This is a genomic window from Enterobacter sp. E12, assembly GCF_014596715.2.
Lineage (GTDB): Bacteria > Pseudomonadota > Gammaproteobacteria > Enterobacterales > Enterobacteriaceae > Enterobacter > Enterobacter bugandensis.
In genome coordinates, this window is record NZ_CP115601.1 from 3,711,795 (window position 1) to 3,733,718 (window position 21,924).

The window sequence follows — 21,924 nt, forward strand, 5'->3', positions numbered from 1 at the left end:
TCTAAGCATTCAGTATGAACGTCACAACCGAAATTCAGACGACCATTTTTTAGCAAGCGTAGTCTGGATTCGCAGACCAGTCAGATCTGTTGTAAACCAGCTGCGCTAACCTGCATTTTTTCATCCGCAACGTTAGTTCGCAGATGCCGTCGGTCTGATCGTAATTTCTGTTGTATCGACACTCTCAGGCGCCTCGATGATGTGGCGTACAGCGCGGGCGATATCAGCAGGTTTGAGGGCAATAGCACGGTACGCGTCCATCGCCGCCATGGTTTCCGGGTGCGTAATGGTCGAGGCCAGTTCGCTTTCCACTACCCCAGGGTTAACGCAGGTCACGCGGATGTTCGAACTTTCCTGACGTAAACCATCCGAAATCGCCCGTACGGCGAATTTGGTGGCACAGTAGACGGCAGCCGTGGGCACCACGGACAAGGCACCAATCGAGCCGATATTAATGATTTGTCCCGAGCCCTGGGCTTCCATAATCGGCAGAACGGCGCCTATCCCCCACAGCACGCCCTTGATATTCACGTCAATGGTGCGCTCCCACTCATCCTGCTTGCCTGCCGAAAGCGGAGAAAGAGGCATGATGCCCGCGTTGTTAATCAGCACGTCAATGCGGCCCCACTTTTCACGCGCTGCCTGTACGAAGTCAGCCATCGACTGGCGGCGGGTAACGTCTAAGACTGCGGCCTCTGCTTCCCCCCCTGAACTGCGGATTTCAGCAACCAGGGCGTTGATGCGATCCAGCCTGCGAGCGCCCAAGAAAACGTTCGCGCCTGCCTTGCCTAACTCTCTGGCAATACCTTCTCCGATACCGCTTGATGCACCGGTAATTAAGATAACTTTGTTCATATTTTGCTCCTTACGTTGAGTTCAACGTGATAATAGATACTCACCATTGTTTCTTGTATCCTGCATTTACTGGACTCACTGGTTAGCAATGTTAAACAATGAAAATCGATCTCAATCTGTTACCTGTTTTTCTGGCGGTCGCAGAGGAGCGCAGCTTTAGCGCTGCCGCCGCGCGGCTGGGCATAACCCGCTCCGCTGTCAGCCAGGGGATTAGGCGTCTTGAAGATGGTTTTCAAACCCTGCTGGTGATGCGCACCACGCGCTCGGTAAGCCTCACTGAAGCAGGGGAACGGCTGCGTAAATCGTTGCAGGCCCCCATCGCCAATATTGAAGCGGCATTTGAAGACGTCGCGTCGGACAGCGCACCGCGCGGCCAGCTCAGAATCGCGGTCACCTCAATCGCGGAAGCCTTTCTCTCTGGCCCGCTGCTCGCTTCGTTTGCGGCTGCGCATCCTGCGGTATCGCTTGATATCTTCGTGTCGGACGAAGAGTTCGATATCGTGGCGGCGGGCTATGACGCCGGGGTAAGGCTGGGTGAAGTTATTGAAAAAGACATGATCGCCGTTCCCCTTACGGGTCAGCAGCGTGAGAGGGTGGTGGCTTCACCGTCCTATCTGGCGACTCACGGCGTACCTGAGCACCCCCGCGAGCTGGTGGCTCACCGGTGTATCGGCTGGCGCCCAGCCCCGGACGTTGCCCCCTATTGCTGGGAATTTGAGGAGGCGGGCGTTCCTTTCGATGTGGCGATTGAACCGCAGATCACCACAAACGATCTCCGCCTTATGCTCAGCCTGGCACTGGCCGGCGGCGGCATAACCTTAGCCACGGAGGATACATTCACTCCGTATATTGAAACGGGGCAGCTTGTTTCCCTGCTGGATGCGTTTCTTCCATCTTTTCCAGGCTTTTATCTCTATTTCCCCCAGCGTCACAATATGGCGCCCAAGCTAAGAGCCCTGATCGAGCACGTCCGCCAGTGGCGACAGCCAGCGGCAACGCAAAGCGTTCAAAGCTAACAAGGCCAGTAACTTTCATGCAGATTTTCCTTACCCTGCCGCTGCCCTTTGATAAACATCAACGACACCGCTCTCCTCCCATGGAAAAGTAAAAACGGACACAATTCACTCAGGGGATATGTCGTGCCGGGGATGGCTTAACGATGTATCCCGTACGCTGGACAAGACATCACACAAGGATGGAGCCTTAAAATGTACAGACCCATGGTCGTTATTTTCTTTATTCTGCTGACCCTTGCAGCCCTCATAGAAATAGGTTTTTTATCCTTCGGGTGATCCTCAAGCAAGGAGGCGCTTACCTGGGTACTTTGATCTCATTACAGTTTTTTCCTAAAGCCACCCCGCTTCGTCTGTGCCATGCTGAATCACGCTCATAACCGATAACGTTAAATGAGGATATTATGAAAAAAACAATTATCGCATTATCTGCCGTTCTGCTGGCCTCCCCAGTATTTGCTGCGACCACACATGCAACTGACGATACCGTCGCTGCGGCGAATGCAAACGCCAACGAAGCGAAGCAAAAACTGCACGAAGAGCAGAACAAGGGCGAAGAGCTGAAGCTGAAACAGCAGCATGCTGCGGAAGGTAAGAGCGAAAGCTTTGGCAGCAAAGTCAGCGAAGATTCCCAGAAAGCCTGGCATAAAACCAAAGAAGGCACCGAGAAGGGGTGGGATGCCACTAAAGAAGGCGCAGAGAAAGGCTGGAACAAAACCAAAGAAGGTACCAGCGAGCTGGAAAAGAAAGTCACTGAGTAATCGACACACCATCTCAGGGCCGCGTTAGCGGCCTTTTTAATGCTTCGAACAGAGGGTATTAATGCAAACGTCCGGCTGCCCATCCCCGTGGTCATATTTTTTCGACCTTAGTATCAGGCTAATAGATGAACCGCATTGAAAATAAAGCAGGTTATTATATTTTCGCTCGCAGTAGCAGAATTCCCACACCATATAAGAATATATTTTAAATTCTAATTAATATAATATATCCTACATCAAAAATGTTACCCTAACTTAAACACAAATTAAGCAGATTTAAATAATAACATTTTTAATTACATTCAAAAACGTCACTACCAATTATTGAATTACACCTAAAGCACAAATAAAACACGCAAACTAAAAATAAAAAAACCAATAAAAACAAGACAGTGAGAAAATAAACACATAATCCACATCAATAAATTAATGCCCTTCTTACGACTTACCCCTTTATTTACGAAAGCTTAATTTGCACATTCACCGTTTTCTGGCTATATCATTTTTATATCCTCAAAACCAAATCCTCTATTAATTACAGGGTTTTATAAGGCACAAAATACGCATAGCAAACATTCTGACTCGTAAGTAATTACATTCGCTCTGATGTTGCCACTCTGAGTCCTGGCGGGCATCGTTCGCTCTAAAAAAGACGGTGAGTGCTGTTTAATAAACAGTAACTCCGCCGGGGGCGCCCTTTACCTTCTCCAGAGATGGCTCGTCTTGCTCGTCGTTCACGATAACTCTGCTGGAGTAATACCTAAATGAGCCAAATCTCTGTTATATCAAAACTCACTGGCGTGGAAACGACTACGGAAGGCACACAGGTTACGCTGAGCCATTCCTCTATCGTTGAGCTTCATGTAGAGCGAGCCGATGTCTCCCACTTCGCGCGAAGTGGTAACGATCTGGTGGTGACACTGCACTCAGGGGAAGTGATCACCCTTAAAAACTTTTATGTCACCGACGCGCAGGGCGTGAGCCAGCTGGTGCTCCAGGAGAGTGACGGTGCGTTATGGTGGATTGAAGATCCCACCGGAGCCGCCACGTACGAATCCATCGCGTCCACGGACGCCTTGCTGGCCGCATCCGGGAGTGATGCAGGTGGTGCCGCCATCTGGCCGTGGGCGCTGGGCGGCATTGTCGCGGCTGGCGCCATCGCGGCGGTGGCAAGCTCCAGTGGCGGCGGCGGCGGCGGGGATGACGATGATGGGAATAACAACAATCCTAACCCTAACCCCGGTACGCCAGTCGATCCCACCAACCCGGATACAACACCGCCGAATGCACCCTCCAGCCTTCAGTTCTCGTCGGACGGTAAAAGCGTCACCGGTACCGCCGAGCCTGGCAGTACCATCACGCTGAAAGATGCGTACGGCAACGTCCTTGGCACCGGAAAAACCGGCAGTGACGGCAACTTTACCGTGTCTCTCGGCACTCCGCTGACCAACGGCGAACAGGTGACCGCCACCGCGACGGATGCGGCCGGGAATACCAGCCAGGGCACAACGATTACGGCGCCGGATCTCACCGCACCCGATGCCCCAACGATCGGCAGCGTGACGGACGATATTGATCCTCAAACGGGGTCGGTCACAAACGGCGGCAGCACCAACGATCCACGTCCGCAGCTCAGCGGCACTGCGGAGGCGGGCTCCACCGTAACCATCTATGACGGCGGAGTCGCCATTGGCACGGCGCTCGTCGCCAGCAACGGCACCTGGACATTTACCCCGTCAACCGATCTGACTGAAAGCACCCACCAGATTACCGTGCGGGCAACCGACGCCGCCGGCAACCTCGGACCGGCCTCACCGGTATTTACCCTCACCGTGGATCTTACCCCGCCGACCGCGCCGACCGCGATTGTGCTGACCGACGACACGGGTGCGATCAGAGGGACCATAACCGCAGGCACGCCTACCGATGCGTCAAAGCCGATCCTGGCGGGAACGGGCGAGCCCGGTGGCACAATCACTATCTACGATAACGGCGTCGCGGTTGGCACCACAACAGTGTTGCCCAACGGCACCTGGAGCGTCACGCCAGATGGCCCGCTCACGGACGGGACGCACACGATAACCGTCGTTGAAACCGATGCAGCCGGAAACCAGAGCGCGCCATCAGAACCTATCACTTTCACCGTCGACACCACGCCGCCGCTGGCCCCCGGGGACCTCGTCGTATCGAATGATGGCGGCACCATCACCGGCACCGCGGAGCCTGGCAGCACGGTAACCATCCGTGAAGGCGACGCTATCCTTGGCACCCCTGTGGCCGACAGCGAGGGCAACTTTAGCCTGACGCTGACCCCGCCTAAGCTCAACGGCGAAATCCTGACCGCAGACGCCACCGATGCTGCGGGCAACACGGGGCCAGCAACCTCCGCAGCAGCGCCGGATATCACCCCACCGCAGGCCCCGGTTATCGTGTCGGTGATTGACGACGTGCTGAACACAACCGGTCCCGTGGACCAGAATGGGCTGACCAACGACCGGGCGCCGACCCTGAACGGCACGGGCGAACCCGGTTCGACCATCACGATTTTCAACGGCAGCGATATCATCGGCACGGTGGCCGTCCCCTCATCCGGCCTGTGGAGCTTTACGCCGCCCTCACCGCTGGCCGATGGTACGTACGTGCTGACGGCAACGGCGACGGATGCCGCCGGTAACCCGAGCGGACAATCGAACGCGTGGACCATTATCGTCGACGGGACGGCACCGGCCGCCCCGGTGATTACGCAGGTCGTTGACGATGTGCCTGAACGTACCGGCTCGCTCGACCTCAATGAGACCACCAATGATTCAACCCCGACGCTCAGCGGTACCGCCGCGGCCAACGCCACGGTCACCATTCGCGTGGATGGGGTTGATATTGGAACCACTGTCGCCGATGGCCTCGGCGCGTGGAGCTTTACTCCGGACACCCCGATCGCTGAGGGTCAACATACCCTGACCGCCGTCGCAACTGACGCGGCGGGCAACATTAGCGACGTATCCAACAGCTGGGGCATCATCATTGACAGCGTTGCCCCTGATGCGCCGGTCATTACCCAGGTGGTGGATGACGTGCCAGAGCGCCTCGGCGCGCTCAACTCTGGCGACAGCACCAATGACACCACGCCGACCCTAAGCGGCACGGCGGAGCCGGGCTCAACCGTCACCATCCGCCAGGACGGCGTTGATCTCACTACAATTGTGATCGACAGCAGCGGCACGTGGACCTATACCCCAACCACACCGCTTGTTAACGGCACCTATACCTTTACCGCTGTCACCACCGACGGAGCGGGTAATACCAGCCAGCCGTCAGGCGGCTTTACCCTGACCGTCGATACCACGCCGCCAGCGGCGGCCACCATCGCCACCGTAACCGATGACGTCGGCGGCATTAACGGGCCGCTTACCAGCGGCGACACCACCGACGACACCACGCCGACCCTGAACGGCACGGGCGAACCCGGTTCGACCATCACGATTTTCAACGGCAGTGATATCATCGGCACGGTGGCCGTCCCCTCATCCGGCCTGTGGAGCTTTACGCCGCCCTCTCCGCTGGCTGATGGTACGTACGTGCTGACGGCAACGGCAACGGATGCCGCCGGTAACCCGAGCGGACAATCGAACGCGTGGACCATTATCGTCGACGGGACAGCACCGGCCGCCCCGGTGATTACGCAGGTCGTTGACGATGTGCCCGGACGAACCGGCTCGCTCGACCTCAATGAGACCACCAATGATTCAACCCCGACGCTCAGCGGTTCCGCCGAGGCCAACGCCACGGTCACCATCCGCGTGGATGGGGTTGATATTGGAACCACCGTCGCCGATGGCCTCGGCGCGTGGAGCTTTACTCCGGACACCCCGCTCGCTGAGGGTCAACATACCCTGACCGCCGTCGCAACTGACGCGGCGGGCAACATTAGCGACGTATCCAACAGCTGGGGCATCATCATTGACAGCGTTGCCCCGGATGCGCCGGTCATTACCCAGGTGGTGGATGACGTGCCAGAGCGCCTCGGCGCGCTCAACTCTGGCGACAGCACCAATGACACCACGCCGACCCTGAGCGGCACCGCGGAGCCGGGCTCAACCGTCACCATCCGCCAGGACGGCGTCGATCTCACGACAATTGTGATCGACAGCAGCGGCACGTGGACCTATACCCCAACCACACCGCTTGTTAACGGCACCTATACCTTTACCGCTGTCACCACCGACGGAGCGGGTAATACCAGCCAGCCGTCAGGCGGCTTCACCCTGACCGTCGATACCACACCGCCAGCGGCGGCCACCATCGCCACCGTAACCGATGACGTGGGCGGCGTTAACGGGCCGCTTACCAGCGGCGACACCACCGACGACACCACGCCGACCCTGAGCGGCACCGCGCCGGCAGATGCGGTGATTACCGTTTATGACGGTACCACCCTGCTCGGCACCGCGACCCTCGACGGCAGCGGCGGCTGGAGCTTTACCCCCGTTATCCCGCTCACCGACGGCCCGCATACGCTGACGGTGCATGCCACAGATGCCGCGGGCAATACCACCATCTCAACGCCGTTTGAACTGACGGTAGATACCGTTCCGCCAGCTACGCCGGATATCCCGGCAATCACCGTCAATCCTGACGGCACAGAAACGCCGCTGAACCCGGGAGAAACCACCCGCGACACCACACCGACCCTGAGCGGCACCGGCAATCCGGGCGATACCGTGACCATCTACAACGGTGGCGTCAAGCTTGATGATGTGCTCGTGGACGGCACCGGCAACTGGACCTGGACGCCAGCTACCCCGCTGCCTAACGGCACCTATGACATTACCCTGACCGTCACCAATATGGACGGCACGGGCAACGAAAGCGCCCCGTCGCAGCCGGTCACCATCACCATTGATACCGATGCGCCAACAGCACCAGCAGCACCGGTGATTACCGACAGCGTCAGCCAGATAACCGGCCCCGTTCCCGATGGCGGAACCACCAACGATCCGCGCCCGGTCCTGAGCGGCACCGGTACGGCGAATGACGTTATCAACATCACTGATACCGTTAACGGCATACCGACCATCGTGGGCACCGTGACGGTAGACAGCAACGGCAACTGGAGCTGGCGTCCTGACAGTAATATTGGGGAAGGCAGCCACGTCTATACCGCCACCGCCACCGATGAGGCGGGCAACGTCTCTGACCCGTCGCCAGCGATTACGATTAACGTGGATACCGTAGCACCGGATGTCCCGGTATTTGACGCCGTCGGGGGCCAGCCGAATGGGGGCTTAATCACCGATGCGACGCCAACCGTCGGAGGTACCGGCACGACTGGCGACACGGTCATCGTTTACAACAACGGCGTTGAGGTAGGACGTGTCGATGTCGTTAACGGAGAATGGAGCTTTGTCCTGCCACCACAGCAGGACGGCCTGCTGAACATCACCGTTGCGGGAGTCGATGCCGCGGGTAACGTCAGCGCGCCGAGCCCGGTCGTTTCCGTCACGCTCGATACCCTTGCGCCGGAAATCCCCGTCATTAGCGCCGTTGCTGACAGCCAGCTGTCCAACAACCAGCTGTATACGCAGGACGGCACGCCAACCCTTACCGGGACCGGTGAGCCGGGAACTACCGTGATCGTTTCCGTAGACGGCACGCCATCTGCCGTGACGGTAACAGTGCAGCCGGATGGCACCTGGAGCTGGACTGCCGACGCGACGCTGCCGGATGCTACATATACCTTCACCGTCTCTTCCAGCGATCCGGCGGGTAACCTCTCTGGTAGTTCAGCACCGCTGAGCGTTACGGTCGATACCGTCGCCCCGGCCGATCCGGGCAACATGCTCCTGGCTGATGAAGGGACACCGCTGACCGGTACCGGCGAAGAGGGAAGCACCATTACCGTGAAAGACAGCGGTGGCACGGTCATTGGTACCGGCGTTGTCGGCAGCGACGGCAGCTTCTCCATTGCGCTGAGCCCGGCGCAGCTGGATCCAACCACGCTGACCGTGACCGCCACGGACGCCGCAGGAAATGCCAGCGCTGACGTGCCTTTTATCGTCACCGACTCGCCGCTTGAGCTGCCGCAGGTACCCGTCATTACGGCTATTGTCGATGACGTGGACCCGGTCATCGGCGATGTGAAAGGCAAAACCACCAACGACACCACGCCAACGCTTACCGGTACGGCCGAAGCGGGCAGCGTGATTACTATCTATCAGGACGGTAGCACGACGCCATTAACAACGGTGACCGCCGACGGCAGCGGCAACTGGAGCTATACGCCGGCCGCGCTTGGCGAGGGGCTGCACACCTTTGAGGTGACCGCGACCCTCAACGGTGCCACCAGCGGCCGCTCTCCGGCGGCCAGCGTAACCGTCGATCTGACCGCGCCGGGCACGCCAACCATTGGCTCGGTCATTGATGACGTAGGTCCTGTCACCGGTCCGCTGACCAGCGGCCAGACCACCAACGACAGCCAGCCGACCCTCACCGGCACCGGCGCGGTGGGTGATACCATTTCCATCTACAACAACGGCGTGCTGCTGGACAGCGTGGTGGTTGGTAATACCGGCACCTGGAGCTACACCACGCCCGCCCTGCCAGAAGGCAGTAATGTTCTGACCATCCGCGAAACCGATCCGGCGGGAAATCAGAGCGGTCCTTCGGCGGACTTCACCATCGTGGTGGATTCCATTTCCACCACGCCGGTCATCACCAGCGTAACGGATAATGTGGGCAATACCGCCACCCCGGTAGCGAGCGGCAGCGAAACGAACGACGCCACGCCAACCCTTTCGGGGACAGCGGACGCAAACAGCATCGTGACCATTTTCGATGGCGCTACCCAGATTGCCGTGGTTACGGCTGATGACACCGGCGCGTGGAGCTTTACGCCAGAGACCGCTCTTGTCGAAGGGCCACACGCGTTTACGGTTCAGGCAACCGATCCGCAGGGTAACCTGAGCCTGGTCTCCGCCCCGTGGAGCGTGGTGGTTGACCTCACGGCGCCGACGGTTCCAACGCTGGATACGGTAAGTGATAACGTCCCTGGCGGCGTCACGGGCAACCTCAACAGCGGGCAGGCGACCAACGACAACACCCCAACGATTAGCGGCACCGGAGAGGCAGGCAGCACCATCTACATCATGAATAACGGTACGCAGTTGGGTACGACGACCGTCGACGTAAACGGTAACTGGTCCTTCACCCCGACCACGCCGCTGGACGACGGCAGCTACTCCCTGCGCGCGTACGCAACGGATGCCGCGGGCAACGCCTCGGCGAACTCGTCGGTCTTCGCCTTCACCGTCGATACCGCAGGCCCCGGCGTGCCGGTGGTGACCAGCGTGATTGACGATGTCGCACCGATCACGGGGACGCTCACGTCGGGTAACAGCACTAACGACGCGCGTCCGACCTTCAATGGTACGGGCGACGTGGGTTCTACTGTACACGTGATTGTTGATGGCAACGAAATTGGCACCGCCGTGGTCAACGCCCTGGGCAGCTGGACCTTCACGCCGGGTACCGATCTGCCCGACGGACCGCATGCCATCACCTTCAATGCCACCGACGCGGCGGGCAACGTGGGTACTGCAACGGCACCGTTTAACCTGACGGTGGATACGGGCGTGCCGTCTGCGCCGGTCATTTCAGCGGCGGCAGATAACGTGGGCAGTATTCAAACCCCGCTCACTTCCGGGCAAAGCACCGACGACACCACGCCAACGCTGAGCGGCACCGCGACGGCCAACGCCACGGTCACTATCTATGAAAGCGGGCAGCCTGTCGGCACCGCACTGGCAGACGGTACCGGTACATGGAGCTTTACGCCGTCCACGCCGCTGGCGGCTGGCAGCCACACCTGGACCGCCACGGTCACCGATGCCGCAGGGAACATCAGCCCCGCCTCGCCGGGCTTTACGCTGGTTGTCGATAGCACGGCACCCACCGCGCCGGTTATCAGCCAGGCGATTGACGATGTGGGGAGCATTACCGGGCCAATCACGTCCGGGCAGACGACTGACGACACCGTACCGCGGCTGGTCGGAACCAGCGAACCGTTTGCCACCGTGAATATCTATGAGGGAACCACGCTGGTCGGGACGGGCACCGCAGACGGCAGCGGCAGCTGGAGTATCTTACTCAATACCACGCTGACAGAGGGGGCGCACAGCTTCACCGCGCAGGCTACGGATGCCGCAGGCAACACCAGCGCGTCGTCCGCAAGCTTCAGTCTGACGATTGACACCGCGCCGCCAGCGCTGCCGGTGCTCAACAGCATTCTGGATGACGTCGGCAATGCGGCAACGCCAGTCGCGAACGGAGGAATAACCAACGACGCGCAGCCAACCCTCAGCGGTACGGCGGAAGCGGGTTCTACGGTGAAAATCTTCGATAACGGCGTGCAGATCGGCAGCGTGATCGCCACCGGCGGGGCGTGGAGCTATACGCCTTCTCCGGCGCTGGGCAACGGCCCGCACACGTTGACCTTTACCGCCACCGATGCGACGGGCAATGCCAGCGCGCCAACCGCCGGGTACACGATTAACGTCGATACCCTTGCCCCGGCAGCGCCGGTCATCAGCTCGGTAATTGATGATGTCGGCAGCGTCATCGGACCGGTAACCGGCACCAACCCGACCAACGACACGCGTCCGGCGCTGAGCGGGACCGCCGAAGCGAATGCAACGGTACGGATCTACGATGGCATCACGCTGGTGGGCACCGTCACCGCCGACGGCAATGGCAACTGGACGCTGCCGGAAACCACCACGCTGACGCAGGGCACCCACAACTTCACCGCCACGGCCACCGATGCCGCAGGCAACACCAGCCCGGCATCGGCCGTGACGACGATTATCGTCGATCTGACCGCGCCAACGGCCCCAACCGGAACCTTCAACGCCGACGGTAGCGTATTAACCGGCAATGCTGAAGCAGGCAGTACCGTCACCATCCGTCTAACGGACGGCTCGACGGTCACGACCACAGCGGGCAGCAACGGCACGTACAGCTACACCTTCGTTAACAAACAGACTGAAGGCCAGACGCTGCAAATCACCGCCACCGACGCGGCGGGCAATATCTCGCAGCCCGGCTCGGCGCTCGCGCCGGTGGTGCCGCTCTCCGCCAGCAATAATGTCGAAGAGCTGGATCTCAGCACCACGGCCACCGTCACCAACAGCCAGTACAGCGACTACGGCTTCCTGCTGGTCGGCGCCGTGGGCAACGTCCTGACGCTGCTCGGTAATGACACCGCTCAGGTCAACTTCACCGTGGGCAGCGGCGGCAGCGCGGATATCGTCGTGAACGCCAACGCCACGGGGGCCGTGCTCTCTCTGCTCAACACCCTTGAGCTGGTGGTACAGCGCTTTGACACCGTTAACAATACCTGGACTACCGTAGTCGATACCGGACAGCCGCAGTTTGCCGACCTGCTGACCCTGGGGGCAACAGGCGTTTCACTAAACCTGACCGGGCTGGCGGACGGCAACTACCGCGTGCTGAGCTATAACACCAACCTGCTGGCAACCGGCTCCTACACCAGCCTCGACGTGGCGGTGAAAGAGACCGGGCCGGGCACCGTTACGGGCGACACCAGCCTCGGCGGTAACGTGATCACCGACGTTGACCCAACCGCAGGCAGCGACAACGCTCCGGCAGGGGCAACGGTCACGGCCGTCACTAACGCCCAGGGTGTCACCACCAGCGTCACTGCCGACGGCACGGTGATCCAGGGACAGTACGGTACGCTGACCATTAACCGCGACGGCAGTTACACCTACGATCTGACCAACACCAGCGCATCGGTGATTGGCCGGACGGAGAGCTTCAGCTACACCATCACGCATAACGGCGTCAGCGCGTCGGCGAATCTGGTGCTGTCGCTGGGCACCGGTACCGCCACCAGCGGTATTGTCGCGGTTGACGATACGAACTCGCTGACCTTCGATACCACCGTCAACGCGATTAACAACGGTACGTCGTCCCAGGGCGGCTTTACCCTGGTGGGAATCAATCTCGGCAACACGCTGGGGCTGAACCTGCTGGACGATATGACCAATCCCATCATCTATAACGTGGAGGAAGGCACTACCCGCACCATGACCATCCAGGCCTCCGTGGGCGGCGTGGCGCTGGCGTCGGTGTTTGATTTGTACGTTTACAAGTTCAACAACGCGACCCAGACCTTCGAGCAGATGCGCGTTGAACCAGGCTGGCTGCGCGCGCCGCTGCTGGGCGGCACCTCGCCTCAGCTGACGCTGCAACTGCCGGCCGGTGAGTACCTGTTCCTGCTGAATACGGCTGCGGGGATCACCGCCCTGACGGCCTACACGCTGGACGTGCTGCAGGATCATGTCTACAGCGTGGCGAGCGTCAGCGCGAGCACTACCGGGGACGTTCTGTCGGATGATATTGCGCCAGTCGGCACGCTGGTGACGGAAGTTAACGGCGTAGCGGTGAACAGCAGCGGTCTGACGAACATTACCGGCGAGTACGGTACGCTGAGCATCAACGCGGCCGGGGAGTACACCTACACCCTGAATAGCGGCGTCGGCGTTGACCACATCAGCACCCCGGATACCTTCGTCTACACCATTACCGCGCCGGACGGCACGAAAGACACGGCTTCGCTCAACATCACCCCAACCGCGCAGCCGATGAATGCGGTGAATGATGTCAGCACCGCGATGGACGTGACGTCGGTACACCACACCGCCGCATACTCGGATACAACCGTCGGGTCGGCGAGCTGGAACGCCGCGCTGCTCGCTTCAACCCAGGGCTCCGGCTCCGGCACCTTCGTGGTGGATGCCAATACCGCGCTGCACAACGTGGTGCTGTCGTTTAACGTCGCCTCGTTGCTGACGCTTACAGGGTTGACGGTTGACTGGACGCTGACCAACGGCGCCACCACCGTCAGAACCGGCTCGTTCAACGGCGGGCTGCTGCTGGGCGGCACGGCAACGGTCAACCTGACGGGTCTCGACCTGGAGGCGGGGACCTACACCCTGAGCTATACCGGCAGAATGGGGCCGCTGGGAGTAGGAAATATCACCATCACCCCAAGCGTCACCGGCACAAGCTACTCGCTGTCGCAGTTCGACGCCACGGGCACCCACACTGTTGACGGCAACATTTTCGACGGCACTGGTTCCGCAGGGACGATGGACCAGCTGCACTCGGTGGATACCCGCGTGAGCATTACCGGCTACGACGGCGTTACCACTACGCTGGATCCCTACACCGGCAGCACGCAGTCGAGCATCACGGGTCACTACGGCACGCTGGCAATTGCCGCAGACGGCAGTTACACCTATACGCTCAATCCGGGGATATCGCTCTCTACCATTACCACGAAGGAGGTCTTTAACTACACCCTGACCGATGCCAACGGCACCACGGACACCGCGTCGCTGACCATCAACATGGCGCCGAAATTTATCAGTTCGGAGCATAACGATGTGATTAGCGGTACGGCCTACGGAGACACGCTGATTTATCAGGTGCTGAACAGCACGGCGGGCAACGCGACGGGGGGCAACATCACCAGCGCCGGCGGCGACCACTGGACGAACTTCTCCCTGGCGCAGGGAGACAAGATCGACATTGGCGATCTGCTGGTGGGCTGGGACGGTAATACCGCCTCGCTGGGGAATTATATCCATGTCACGCAAAGCGGTAGCAACACTGTGATCTCCATCGACCGTGACGGCGCAGGGAGCACCTACAATAATACTGCACTCGTTACGCTTGATAACGTGCAGACCACGTACGACGAGCTTGTGAACCAGCAACACATCATTACCTGATAGCACCTGCAGGACATGACCCGGGCGCACAGCGCCCGGGCATAAATAATAAAGCTGTACTTATTTATTAGGGACAAGACATGGGAATAAAGATGCCTTACTGGTGGCTCTCGTGCTGCCTGATATCTGTACCCGCCATCGCGGCAAACCCGGCGGCAACCATCAATACCGGACAGCTCCGCGAAACGCAGGAACTCCCCTCACTGAATGGCCGCGTCGCCCCGGTGGCAGGCAAAGCCGCTCCCGGTTCACTACAGCTTGGCGAGGCCGTTAATCGCGCCGTCACCTGGCACCCGGCGATCGCTGAAGCCGTGGGCAAACTCTACGAACAGAACGAAGAGGTCGACGTCGCCAAATCGAAATACTATCCGCAAATCAACGCCGGCATGGACAACGGGTATTCCCACGACGGCGACCAGAACGGCTTTACGCCGTCGCTGGTGCTCTCTCTTTCACAGATGCTCTACGACTTCGGCAAAGTGGCAAGCCAGGTGCGGGCCGAAAACGCCGGGGTCGCCCAGCAGCAGGCCAACGTGCTGGTCAGCATCGACACCATCGCCCACGATACCGCTATCGCCATGGTGCAGGTGCAAACCTGGCAGCAGATGGTCGACACCGCCAAAGAGCAGCTTGACGCCCTCTCATCAATAGGCACCCTGACCCGCCAGCGTAACGACGAAGGGGCCACCTCGCTCTCTGACGTGGTGCAGACCGACGCACGCATTGAAGGGGCGCGCGCCCAGTTGATGCAGTATCAGGCCAGCCTCGACAGCGCCCGCGCCACGCTGATGAGCTTTCTCGGCTGGAACAGCCTGAACGATATCAGCAATGACTTTCCGCAGAAGCTGGCCCGCAGCTGCGATATCGCTGAGCCGGACGATCGTCTGGTGCCTGCGGTCCTCGCCGCCTGGGCACAGGCGAACGTCGCTCAGGCTAACCTTGACTACGCCGACGCGCAGATGACGCCAACCGTCTCGCTGGAGCCGGAAGTCCGTCACTACCTGAACGATCGCTACGCGGGTAACGAAACGCGGGACCGTACCCAATATTCCGCCTGGGTGAAAGTCCAGATGCCGCTCTATCAGGGCGGCGGACTCACCGCCCGACGCAACGCCGCCGGTCACGCGGTGGAAGCGGCGCAGTCGACCATTCAGCGCACGCGCCTCGATGTCCGCCAGAAGCTGCTGGAGGCCCGCAGCCAGGTCATGAGCCTGCAAAGCACGCTGCAAATTCAGGGCCGCCAGGAGGCGCTCAGCGCCCGCACCCGCGAGCTCTACCAGCAGCAGTATCTCGATCTCGGCTCGCGCCCGCTGCTGGACGTGCTCAACGCCGAGCAGGAGGTCTATCAGGCGCGCTTTACCCAGCAGCAGACCCTCGGTCAGCTGCATCAGCTGCAGCTCAACTGCCTCTATAACACAGGGCAATTGCGTCATGCGTTCGATCTTGATAACCGCACCATCCAGACCGTGGAGATCCAGCCATGAAGCAACGCGACATCCCGCAGGGGGAAACGATGACGGATGAGGCGCTGGAGCAGTGGGCTCAGGCGTTTGGCTTTGTCGCCACGCGCTACCGCGTTGCCTGTTCGCCAGGCTCGCTCGTCGCGGGCGCGCCGTGGCTGAAAGGCAAACCGATGGTGCCCGCGCTGACTCAGCTTGCCCGTGAAGCCGGGCTGACGTTCCAGCTGCTGACGGCCGATCAGCAGTCGATCAACAGCTGGCGTCTGCCGGTGGTGGTGGCGCTGAACGACGGAAAAATCGGCGTGATTGAGAATTTCGACGGAGAAGATACGCTCGAGGTCAGCTTTTTCGACGACAAGACATACACCAACCGCCTGTCGATGAGCGCAATGCTGCCCGCCATCCGCCACGTTATCGCCCTGCGTCCGCTGGCCGCGCTGAAAGACAGCCGCGTGGACGCCTACATCTCAAAGTACCGTCCGGACTGGCTCTACCGGCTGGTGATGCGCGACCTGCGTCCCTACAGCTGGGTGATGCTGGCGGCGCTGTTTATCAATGTGCTCTCCCTCTCCGGCATTGTCTTTTCCATGCAGGTGTATGACCGGGTGATCCCCGCCCAGTCCTACCCGACGCTCTACGTGCTGACCATCGGGGTGCTGATCGCCACCCTGTTTGGCTTTGTGCTGCGCGTTGCGCGCGGGCACATTATGGATCTGCTGGGCAAACGCTCGGATCTGCGCGTCTCGGATCGCGTGTTCGGCCACGCGTTACGGCTGCGCCACAGCGCCATTCCGCGTTCCACCGGCAGCTTTATCTCCCAGCTGCGCGAGCTGGAGCAGATCCGCGAGATGGTCACCTCTTCCACCATCTCGACGATTGTCGATCTGCCCTTCTTCTTCCTGTTTGTGGTGGTGCTGGCGATCATCGCGCCGCAGCTGGCGTGGATCGCCCCGGTAGCGGCGGTAATCATGGTCCTGCCGGGCCTGCTGCTGCAAAAGAAGCTGGCCGAGCTGGCGAAGCAGTCGGCGCATGAATCCACCCTGCGCAACGCGGTGCTGGTGGAGAGCGTACAGGGGCTGGAGGACATCAAGCTGATGCAGGCGGAGAACCGCTTTTTGCAGCAGTGGAACAGCTATATCCAGATCACCGCGGAATCCGGCCTGCGCACCCGCGAGCTGACCCAGAACCTGATCAGCTGGGGGATGACCGTCCAGAGCCTGGTTTACGCGGCCGTGATCGTGGTTGGCGCGCCGATGGTGATTGACGGCACGCTGACCACCGGCTCGGTGGTGGCCGCTTCGATGCTGGCCTCCCGGATGATCGCCCCGATGGCGACGCTGTGCGGCGTGCTCGCCCGCTGGCAGCAGGTTAAGGCCGCCAAAGAGGGGCTGGACAGTATTATGCAGCTTCCTACTGAAAATCAGCGTGAAGAGACGCCGATCCGCCAGGACGTGCTGCGCGGACACTATCTTTTCGAGCAGGCGCAGTTCCGCTATCAGCCGGAAGATCCGCGCATGGCGCTGCGCATTAACCGTCTTGAGATCAGGCCGGGCGAGAAAGTGGCGATCCTCGGGCGTAACGGCGCGGGCAAATCCACTCTCCTGCAGGCGATGGCGGGCGGCATGGATCTGGCGGCCGGCGAGTTGCGGCTCGACAACCTCAGCCTGCCGCATCTGGACGTGGCCGACGTGCGGCGAAACGTCGGCTTTATGACCCAGAACGCGCGGCTGTTTTACGGCACCCTGCGCGAGAACATCACCCTCGGCATGCCGCGCGCCACCGACGAAGAGATCTTCGAGGTGCTGGAGATGTGCGGCGCGGCCAGCTTTGTGCAGAAGCTGCCGAAGGGGCTGGACTACCCGATTATGGAGAACGGCGTGGGATTGTCCGGCGGGCAGCGGCAGTCGATTCTGCTGGCGCGGATGCTGCTGCGCGATCCGAATATCGTGCTGATGGACGAGCCGACCGCTTCCCTTGACGAGCACACCGAGCGGGAATTTATCCAGCGCCTGGGGGCGTGGCTCGGCAACCGGACGCTGGTTGTCGCCACCCACCGCGTGCCGGTGCTGGAGCTGGTGGAGCGCGTGGTCGTGCTGAAAGATGGGATGCTGGTCATGGACGCGCCAAAAGCGCAGGCGCTGAACAACAGCCGCATGCAGCAACAGCAGCAGGCAGCAACCGGACGGGAGTGGAAAAATGAAAATCAGTCAGCGTGACGTGGCCGCGATGGACGATCTGGATAATGCGCTCGACTCCGAAAGCGGCTATACCGGCGCGCGGCGGATTGTGATCTTCTCGCTGCTGATGTTTGTGGCGCTGGGCGTCTGGGCGTGGTTTGGGATGCTGGATGAAGTCTCAACGGGAACCGGAAAAGTGATCCCCAGCTCGCGCGAGCAGGTGCTGCAGTCGCTGGATGGGGGGATCCTCACCGAGCTGAACGTTCACGAGGGCGATCAGGTGCAGGCCGGACAGGTGCTGGCGCGGCTGGATCCAACACGTTCCGAATCGAACGTCGGCGAAAGCGCGGCGCGCTACCGCGCGTCGCTTGCCTCCAGCGCCCGTCTGTACGCCGAGGTGAACGATCTGCCGCTGAAGTTCCCGCCTTCGCTGGAGAAATGGACCGAACTAACCGCCGCCGAAACGCGGCTCTACAATTCTCGCCGCGCGCAGCTGGAGGACACGCAGCGTGAACTGCGTTCAGCGTTAGATCTCGCAAACAAAGAGCTGGCAATCACCCAGCGGCTGGTAAAAACCGGTGCCGCCAGCCACGTGGAAGTGCTCCGCCTGCAGCGACAGAAAAGCGACCTGGAGCTGAAGCTCACCGACGTGCGTTCCCAGTATTACGTTCAGGCGCGCGAGGCGCTATCCAAGGCCAACGCCGAGGTGGATATGGTCTCGGCGATCCTCAAAGGCCGCGAGGATTCCGTCACCCGCCTGACGGTAAAATCCCCGGTGCGCGGGATCGTGAAAAATATCAAAGTCACCACCATCGGCGGCGTGATCCCGCCCAACGGCGAACTGATGGAGATTGTGCCGGTGGACGATCATCTGCTGATTGAAACCCGCCTCTCGCCGCGCGATATCGCCTTTATCCACCCGAACCAGGAGGCGCTGGTGAAGATCACCGCCTACGATTACGCCATCTACGGCGGGCTGCACGGGGTGGTGGAGACTATATCCCCGGACACTATCCAGGACGAGGCCAAGCCGGAGGTGTTCTACTACCGCGTGTTTATCCGCACCAGCCAGGATTACCTGGTGAATAAGGCGGGCAGGCATTTCTCGATCGTGCCGGGGATGATTGCCACAGTGGACATTAAGACCGGGGAGAAAACGGTACTGGATTATCTGATCAAGCCGTTTAACCGGGCGAAGGAGGCGCTGAGGGAGCGATAGTCTTCGCCGGGCAGCGGCTACGATCTTCTCCCTCTCCCCAAAGGCTGAGGGTTCCCCACACATTAATGCTAGCACTGAACAATCCCCTCGCCCCTTTGGGGAGAGGGTTAGGGTGAGGGGAACATACGGCTGTGGTGGTCATTCCGTTCACTTTAGCCACCTTTAATCCCCCACTGCCCCGGCGTTTTACCGGTCCATGCTCTGAAAACCTCAATAAATGCGCTGACGCTGCTGTAGCCGCAGGACAGCGCAATCCATCCCACCGGCTTCCCCGCCGCCAGCCACTCTATTGCCTGCATGACGCGCGCCAGCTGCCGCCAGTTGACGAAGTTCATTCCCGTCTGGGCGCTAAATCGACGGTTAAACGTACGTACGCTCATCCCGGCATGGCTGGCATGGCTCTTGACCGTTTGATTATCATCGACACACTGCAGCAAGTGGCTGACCACGTTCTTCAGACGCGGATCCGTCGGTACGGGCAGATAAAAGTGCACCTGAGGCGTCAGGGCAAGCTCATCCAGCAGCAGGGTGAGCTTTCGCGGATCGTACTCGTTTTCTGCAACGCTTAAGCGGGAAAACAGTGCATGAGTGAGATCGTCGGGCTCGAACAGCGCGGGGGCATCGGGAAGCATTGCACAGCACGGAGGGTCAAGATAGATAGCGCAGCCTTCTATCGCGCTTTCAGAAAAGGCGGCATGCTGCTGGCCCGGCGGGATCCAGCCAATATGGTTTGCCGGTACAACCGAACGCCCCTGTTGGGTCTCAATCACCAGCAGCCCCGTTGCAATACGCCAGAGCTGTCCGGTGGGATGGCTGTGCCACGCGGTGCGGTAACCGCCGGGATGGCGGAGCGTCTCTGTACCGATCATCTTATCCTGGCCGAAAATCGTTATTCATCGACGTATTACAGAAACTACGCCGTCGACTGTCAAGGATAATGGTGGCTCAACTACACAAGGAGCCAACATGAGCATCATCACAACCCTGATAGCCCAGCCTGACAATACCCTACAGCGCGAAAAAATGGCGTGCCTGTTAAGCCGCTTGTTCAAAGGCGAATTAGATCCCGCAGAGGTGTTCACGCCCGATTACCAGCAGTACACGGATGGTCACGCGCTTGATTATCGGGGTTTTGTGCAGCACCTGAACCACGTCCGCTCGCAGATCCGCGCGATCGCATTCAGGGTAGAAGAGCTGGCCTGTCACGAGAATCTTTTAGCAGACCGGCACTGGGCTACGGTGACGTATCCAGATGGTCGCCAGGCGGAATTAGAGGTGTATATGTTTGCCGCACTACGCGAGGGGAAAATCTGTCGTATCCATGAAGTGACGCAGACGATCGGCGGCGATGCTTCAGACCGCGCGCTCGCCCACGCCACGCAATAAGCTCACCCTGCGCGCACAACGGCAACTGCCGTTATGCGCGCTCTGTTACAGGGAGATTTTCAGGCGTCGAACCGCTTCTTTAAGCTGCTCATCCGTTGGGGTGACGAATGACATGCGCAGCGTTGTCGGGTCCGGTTCGTTGCAGTAGAAGAACTCGCCCGGTACAAACACCACGCCGTTGCTTAAGGTTTTTTCCAGCCATTTCGTCGTATTCATGCCGTTGTTCATTTTTGCCCACAGGAACATCCCGCCCTTCGGCTTATGGAACGACATCACATCGCCCAGCTCGGCTTCCAGTTCCGTTGCAAACGTCTGGTATTTCTGGCGATAGGCCTCGCGGATCATTTTAATCTGGTTCGCCAGACGCCCGGTTTTCAGGTACTCGTAGGTCATCAGCTGGGACAGCGTGCTGGTGTGCAGATCGGTGGTTTGCTTGAGGTTCACCACCGCGCGCTTCAGCCATTCCGGCACCAGCACCCAGCCCACGCGGGTGCCCGGCGCGAGGATTTTGGAGAAGGTAGAGGTGTACACCACGTTATCCTCATTGCCGATATCTTTCGCATGGGCAATCAGCGGGCGGAACACGTCGTCGGTGTAGTTAATTTCGCTGTATGGATCGTCTTCGATAATCACGAAATCATAGCGCTTTGATAATTCCACCAGCTGTTTACGGCGCGCTTCGGAAAGCGTTACGCCGCCAGGGTTACCAAAGGTTGGAACGATATAAACCGCCTTGATGGTTTTCTTCGCCACCAGCGCCTCAAGTTCATCGACCTTCATGCCGTCGCCATCGGTGCCGACGGATTCAAAATTCGCCTGTGCCAGGCCAAAGACCTGCAGCGCGGCGAGATAGGTAGGACGTTCAACGACAACCGTATCGCCCGGATTAATTAACGCACGCGCCAGCACGTCCAGAGATTGTTGAGAGCCGGAAGTAATGACCACGTCATCGGCCTTACAGGCGATGCCGCGCCCCTCGCAGATGCGTTTAATTTCTTCGCGCAGCCCCGGTACGCCTTCCGTCAGGCCATACTGGAACGCCTCGCCAAAATTCTGTGACAACACGGCATCGGCGGCAATTTTAAGCCCTTCGCGATCGAACAGGTCCGGATTGGGAATACCGCCGCCCAGCGAAATCACGCCCGCCATTTTGCTATGTTTTAATAATTCACGGATGGCAGATGATTGCAGGCCCTGCGCGCTGCTGGCGAGTTTGTTTGCAGACATTCTTTGATTACCT

General features: G+C 59.8%; 10 protein-coding genes. 7 read left to right on the forward strand and 3 right to left on the reverse strand.

The window, feature by feature from the left end:
* Window positions 1-132: 132 nt before the first annotated feature.
* Window positions 133-855: an SDR family oxidoreductase gene (locus IB212_RS17740; RefSeq protein ID WP_188245872.1), complete on the reverse strand. Its 723-nt coding sequence runs from the start codon at window positions 853-855 to the stop codon at window positions 133-135.
* Between the two features lie 98 nt (window positions 856-953).
* On the opposite strand from IB212_RS17740, the gene IB212_RS17745 reads away from it, so the two are divergent.
* The 6 genes from IB212_RS17745 (at window position 954) to IB212_RS17770 (ending at window position 19,298) form a co-directional block, all read left to right on the forward strand.
* Complete coding sequence (locus tag IB212_RS17745; protein ID WP_188245873.1) at window positions 954-1,871, forward strand: LysR family transcriptional regulator; 918 nt, start codon at window positions 954-956, stop codon at window positions 1,869-1,871.
* Window positions 1,872-2,272: 401 nt separating this feature from the next.
* Complete coding sequence (locus IB212_RS17750) at window positions 2,273-2,629, forward strand: hypothetical protein (protein WP_188245874.1); 357 nt, start codon at window positions 2,273-2,275, stop codon at window positions 2,627-2,629.
* A 764-nt stretch (window positions 2,630-3,393) separates the two neighbouring features.
* Window positions 3,394-14,442: a BapA/Bap/LapF family large adhesin gene (locus tag IB212_RS17755; RefSeq protein WP_188245875.1), complete on the forward strand. Its 11,049-nt coding sequence runs from the start codon at window positions 3,394-3,396 to the stop codon at window positions 14,440-14,442.
* Between the two features lie 80 nt (window positions 14,443-14,522).
* The gene (locus IB212_RS17760; protein ID WP_041908566.1) at window positions 14,523-15,926 is read left to right on the forward strand and encodes a TolC family outer membrane protein; all 1,404 of its coding nucleotides are present in this window, start codon (window positions 14,523-14,525) and stop codon (window positions 15,924-15,926) included.
* Window positions 15,923-18,118, forward strand: a complete 2,196-nt coding sequence (locus IB212_RS17765; protein ID WP_028014148.1) for a type I secretion system permease/ATPase — start codon at window positions 15,923-15,925, stop codon at window positions 18,116-18,118. Before IB212_RS17760 ends, IB212_RS17765 begins: the two co-directional genes overlap by 4 nt.
* Before the next feature lie 10 nt (window positions 18,119-18,128).
* Window positions 18,129-19,298: an HlyD family efflux transporter periplasmic adaptor subunit gene (locus IB212_RS17770; protein ID WP_088204896.1), complete on the forward strand. Its 1,170-nt coding sequence runs from the start codon at window positions 18,129-18,131 to the stop codon at window positions 19,296-19,298.
* A gap of 152 nt (window positions 19,299-19,450) precedes the next feature.
* Here IB212_RS17770 and IB212_RS17775 read toward each other — a convergent pair whose 3' ends face one another.
* Window positions 19,451-20,167: a helix-turn-helix domain-containing protein gene (locus IB212_RS17775; protein ID WP_045629905.1), complete on the reverse strand. Its 717-nt coding sequence runs from the start codon at window positions 20,165-20,167 to the stop codon at window positions 19,451-19,453.
* A gap of 97 nt (window positions 20,168-20,264) precedes the next feature.
* On the opposite strand from IB212_RS17775, the gene IB212_RS17780 reads away from it, so the two are divergent.
* Window positions 20,265-20,684, forward strand: coding sequence for a nuclear transport factor 2 family protein (locus IB212_RS17780; protein WP_023619020.1), 420 nt, complete (start codon window positions 20,265-20,267; stop codon window positions 20,682-20,684).
* Between the two features lie 45 nt (window positions 20,685-20,729).
* Here the strand turns inward: IB212_RS17780 and IB212_RS17785 are convergent, their stop codons facing one another.
* Complete coding sequence (locus IB212_RS17785; protein WP_047367525.1) at window positions 20,730-21,911, reverse strand: PLP-dependent aminotransferase family protein; 1,182 nt, start codon at window positions 21,909-21,911, stop codon at window positions 20,730-20,732.
* Between the last annotated feature and the right edge of the window lie 13 nt (window positions 21,912-21,924).

What these genes read in the sequence shown, in the direction of transcription:
- IB212_RS17775 (WP_045629905.1), bottom strand. Translation starts at nt 20,167, where the DNA reads ATGATCGGTACAGAGACGCTCCGCCATCCCGGCGGTTACCGCACCGCG.
- IB212_RS17740 (WP_188245872.1), bottom strand. Translation starts at nt 855, where the DNA reads ATGAACAAAGTTATCTTAATTACCGGTGCATCAAGCGGTATCGGAGAA.
- IB212_RS17770 (WP_088204896.1), top strand. Translation starts at nt 18,129, where the DNA reads ATGGACGATCTGGATAATGCGCTCGACTCCGAAAGCGGCTATACCGGC.
- IB212_RS17755 (WP_188245875.1), top strand. Translation starts at nt 3,394, where the DNA reads ATGAGCCAAATCTCTGTTATATCAAAACTCACTGGCGTGGAAACGACT.
- IB212_RS17785 (WP_047367525.1), bottom strand. Translation starts at nt 21,911, where the DNA reads ATGTCTGCAAACAAACTCGCCAGCAGCGCGCAGGGCCTGCAATCATCT.
- IB212_RS17750 (WP_188245874.1), top strand. Translation starts at nt 2,273, where the DNA reads ATGAAAAAAACAATTATCGCATTATCTGCCGTTCTGCTGGCCTCCCCA.
- IB212_RS17780 (WP_023619020.1), top strand. Translation starts at nt 20,265, where the DNA reads ATGAGCATCATCACAACCCTGATAGCCCAGCCTGACAATACCCTACAG.
- IB212_RS17765 (WP_028014148.1), top strand. Translation starts at nt 15,923, where the DNA reads ATGAAGCAACGCGACATCCCGCAGGGGGAAACGATGACGGATGAGGCG.
- IB212_RS17745 (WP_188245873.1), top strand. Translation starts at nt 954, where the DNA reads ATGAAAATCGATCTCAATCTGTTACCTGTTTTTCTGGCGGTCGCAGAG.
- IB212_RS17760 (WP_041908566.1), top strand. Translation starts at nt 14,523, where the DNA reads ATGGGAATAAAGATGCCTTACTGGTGGCTCTCGTGCTGCCTGATATCT.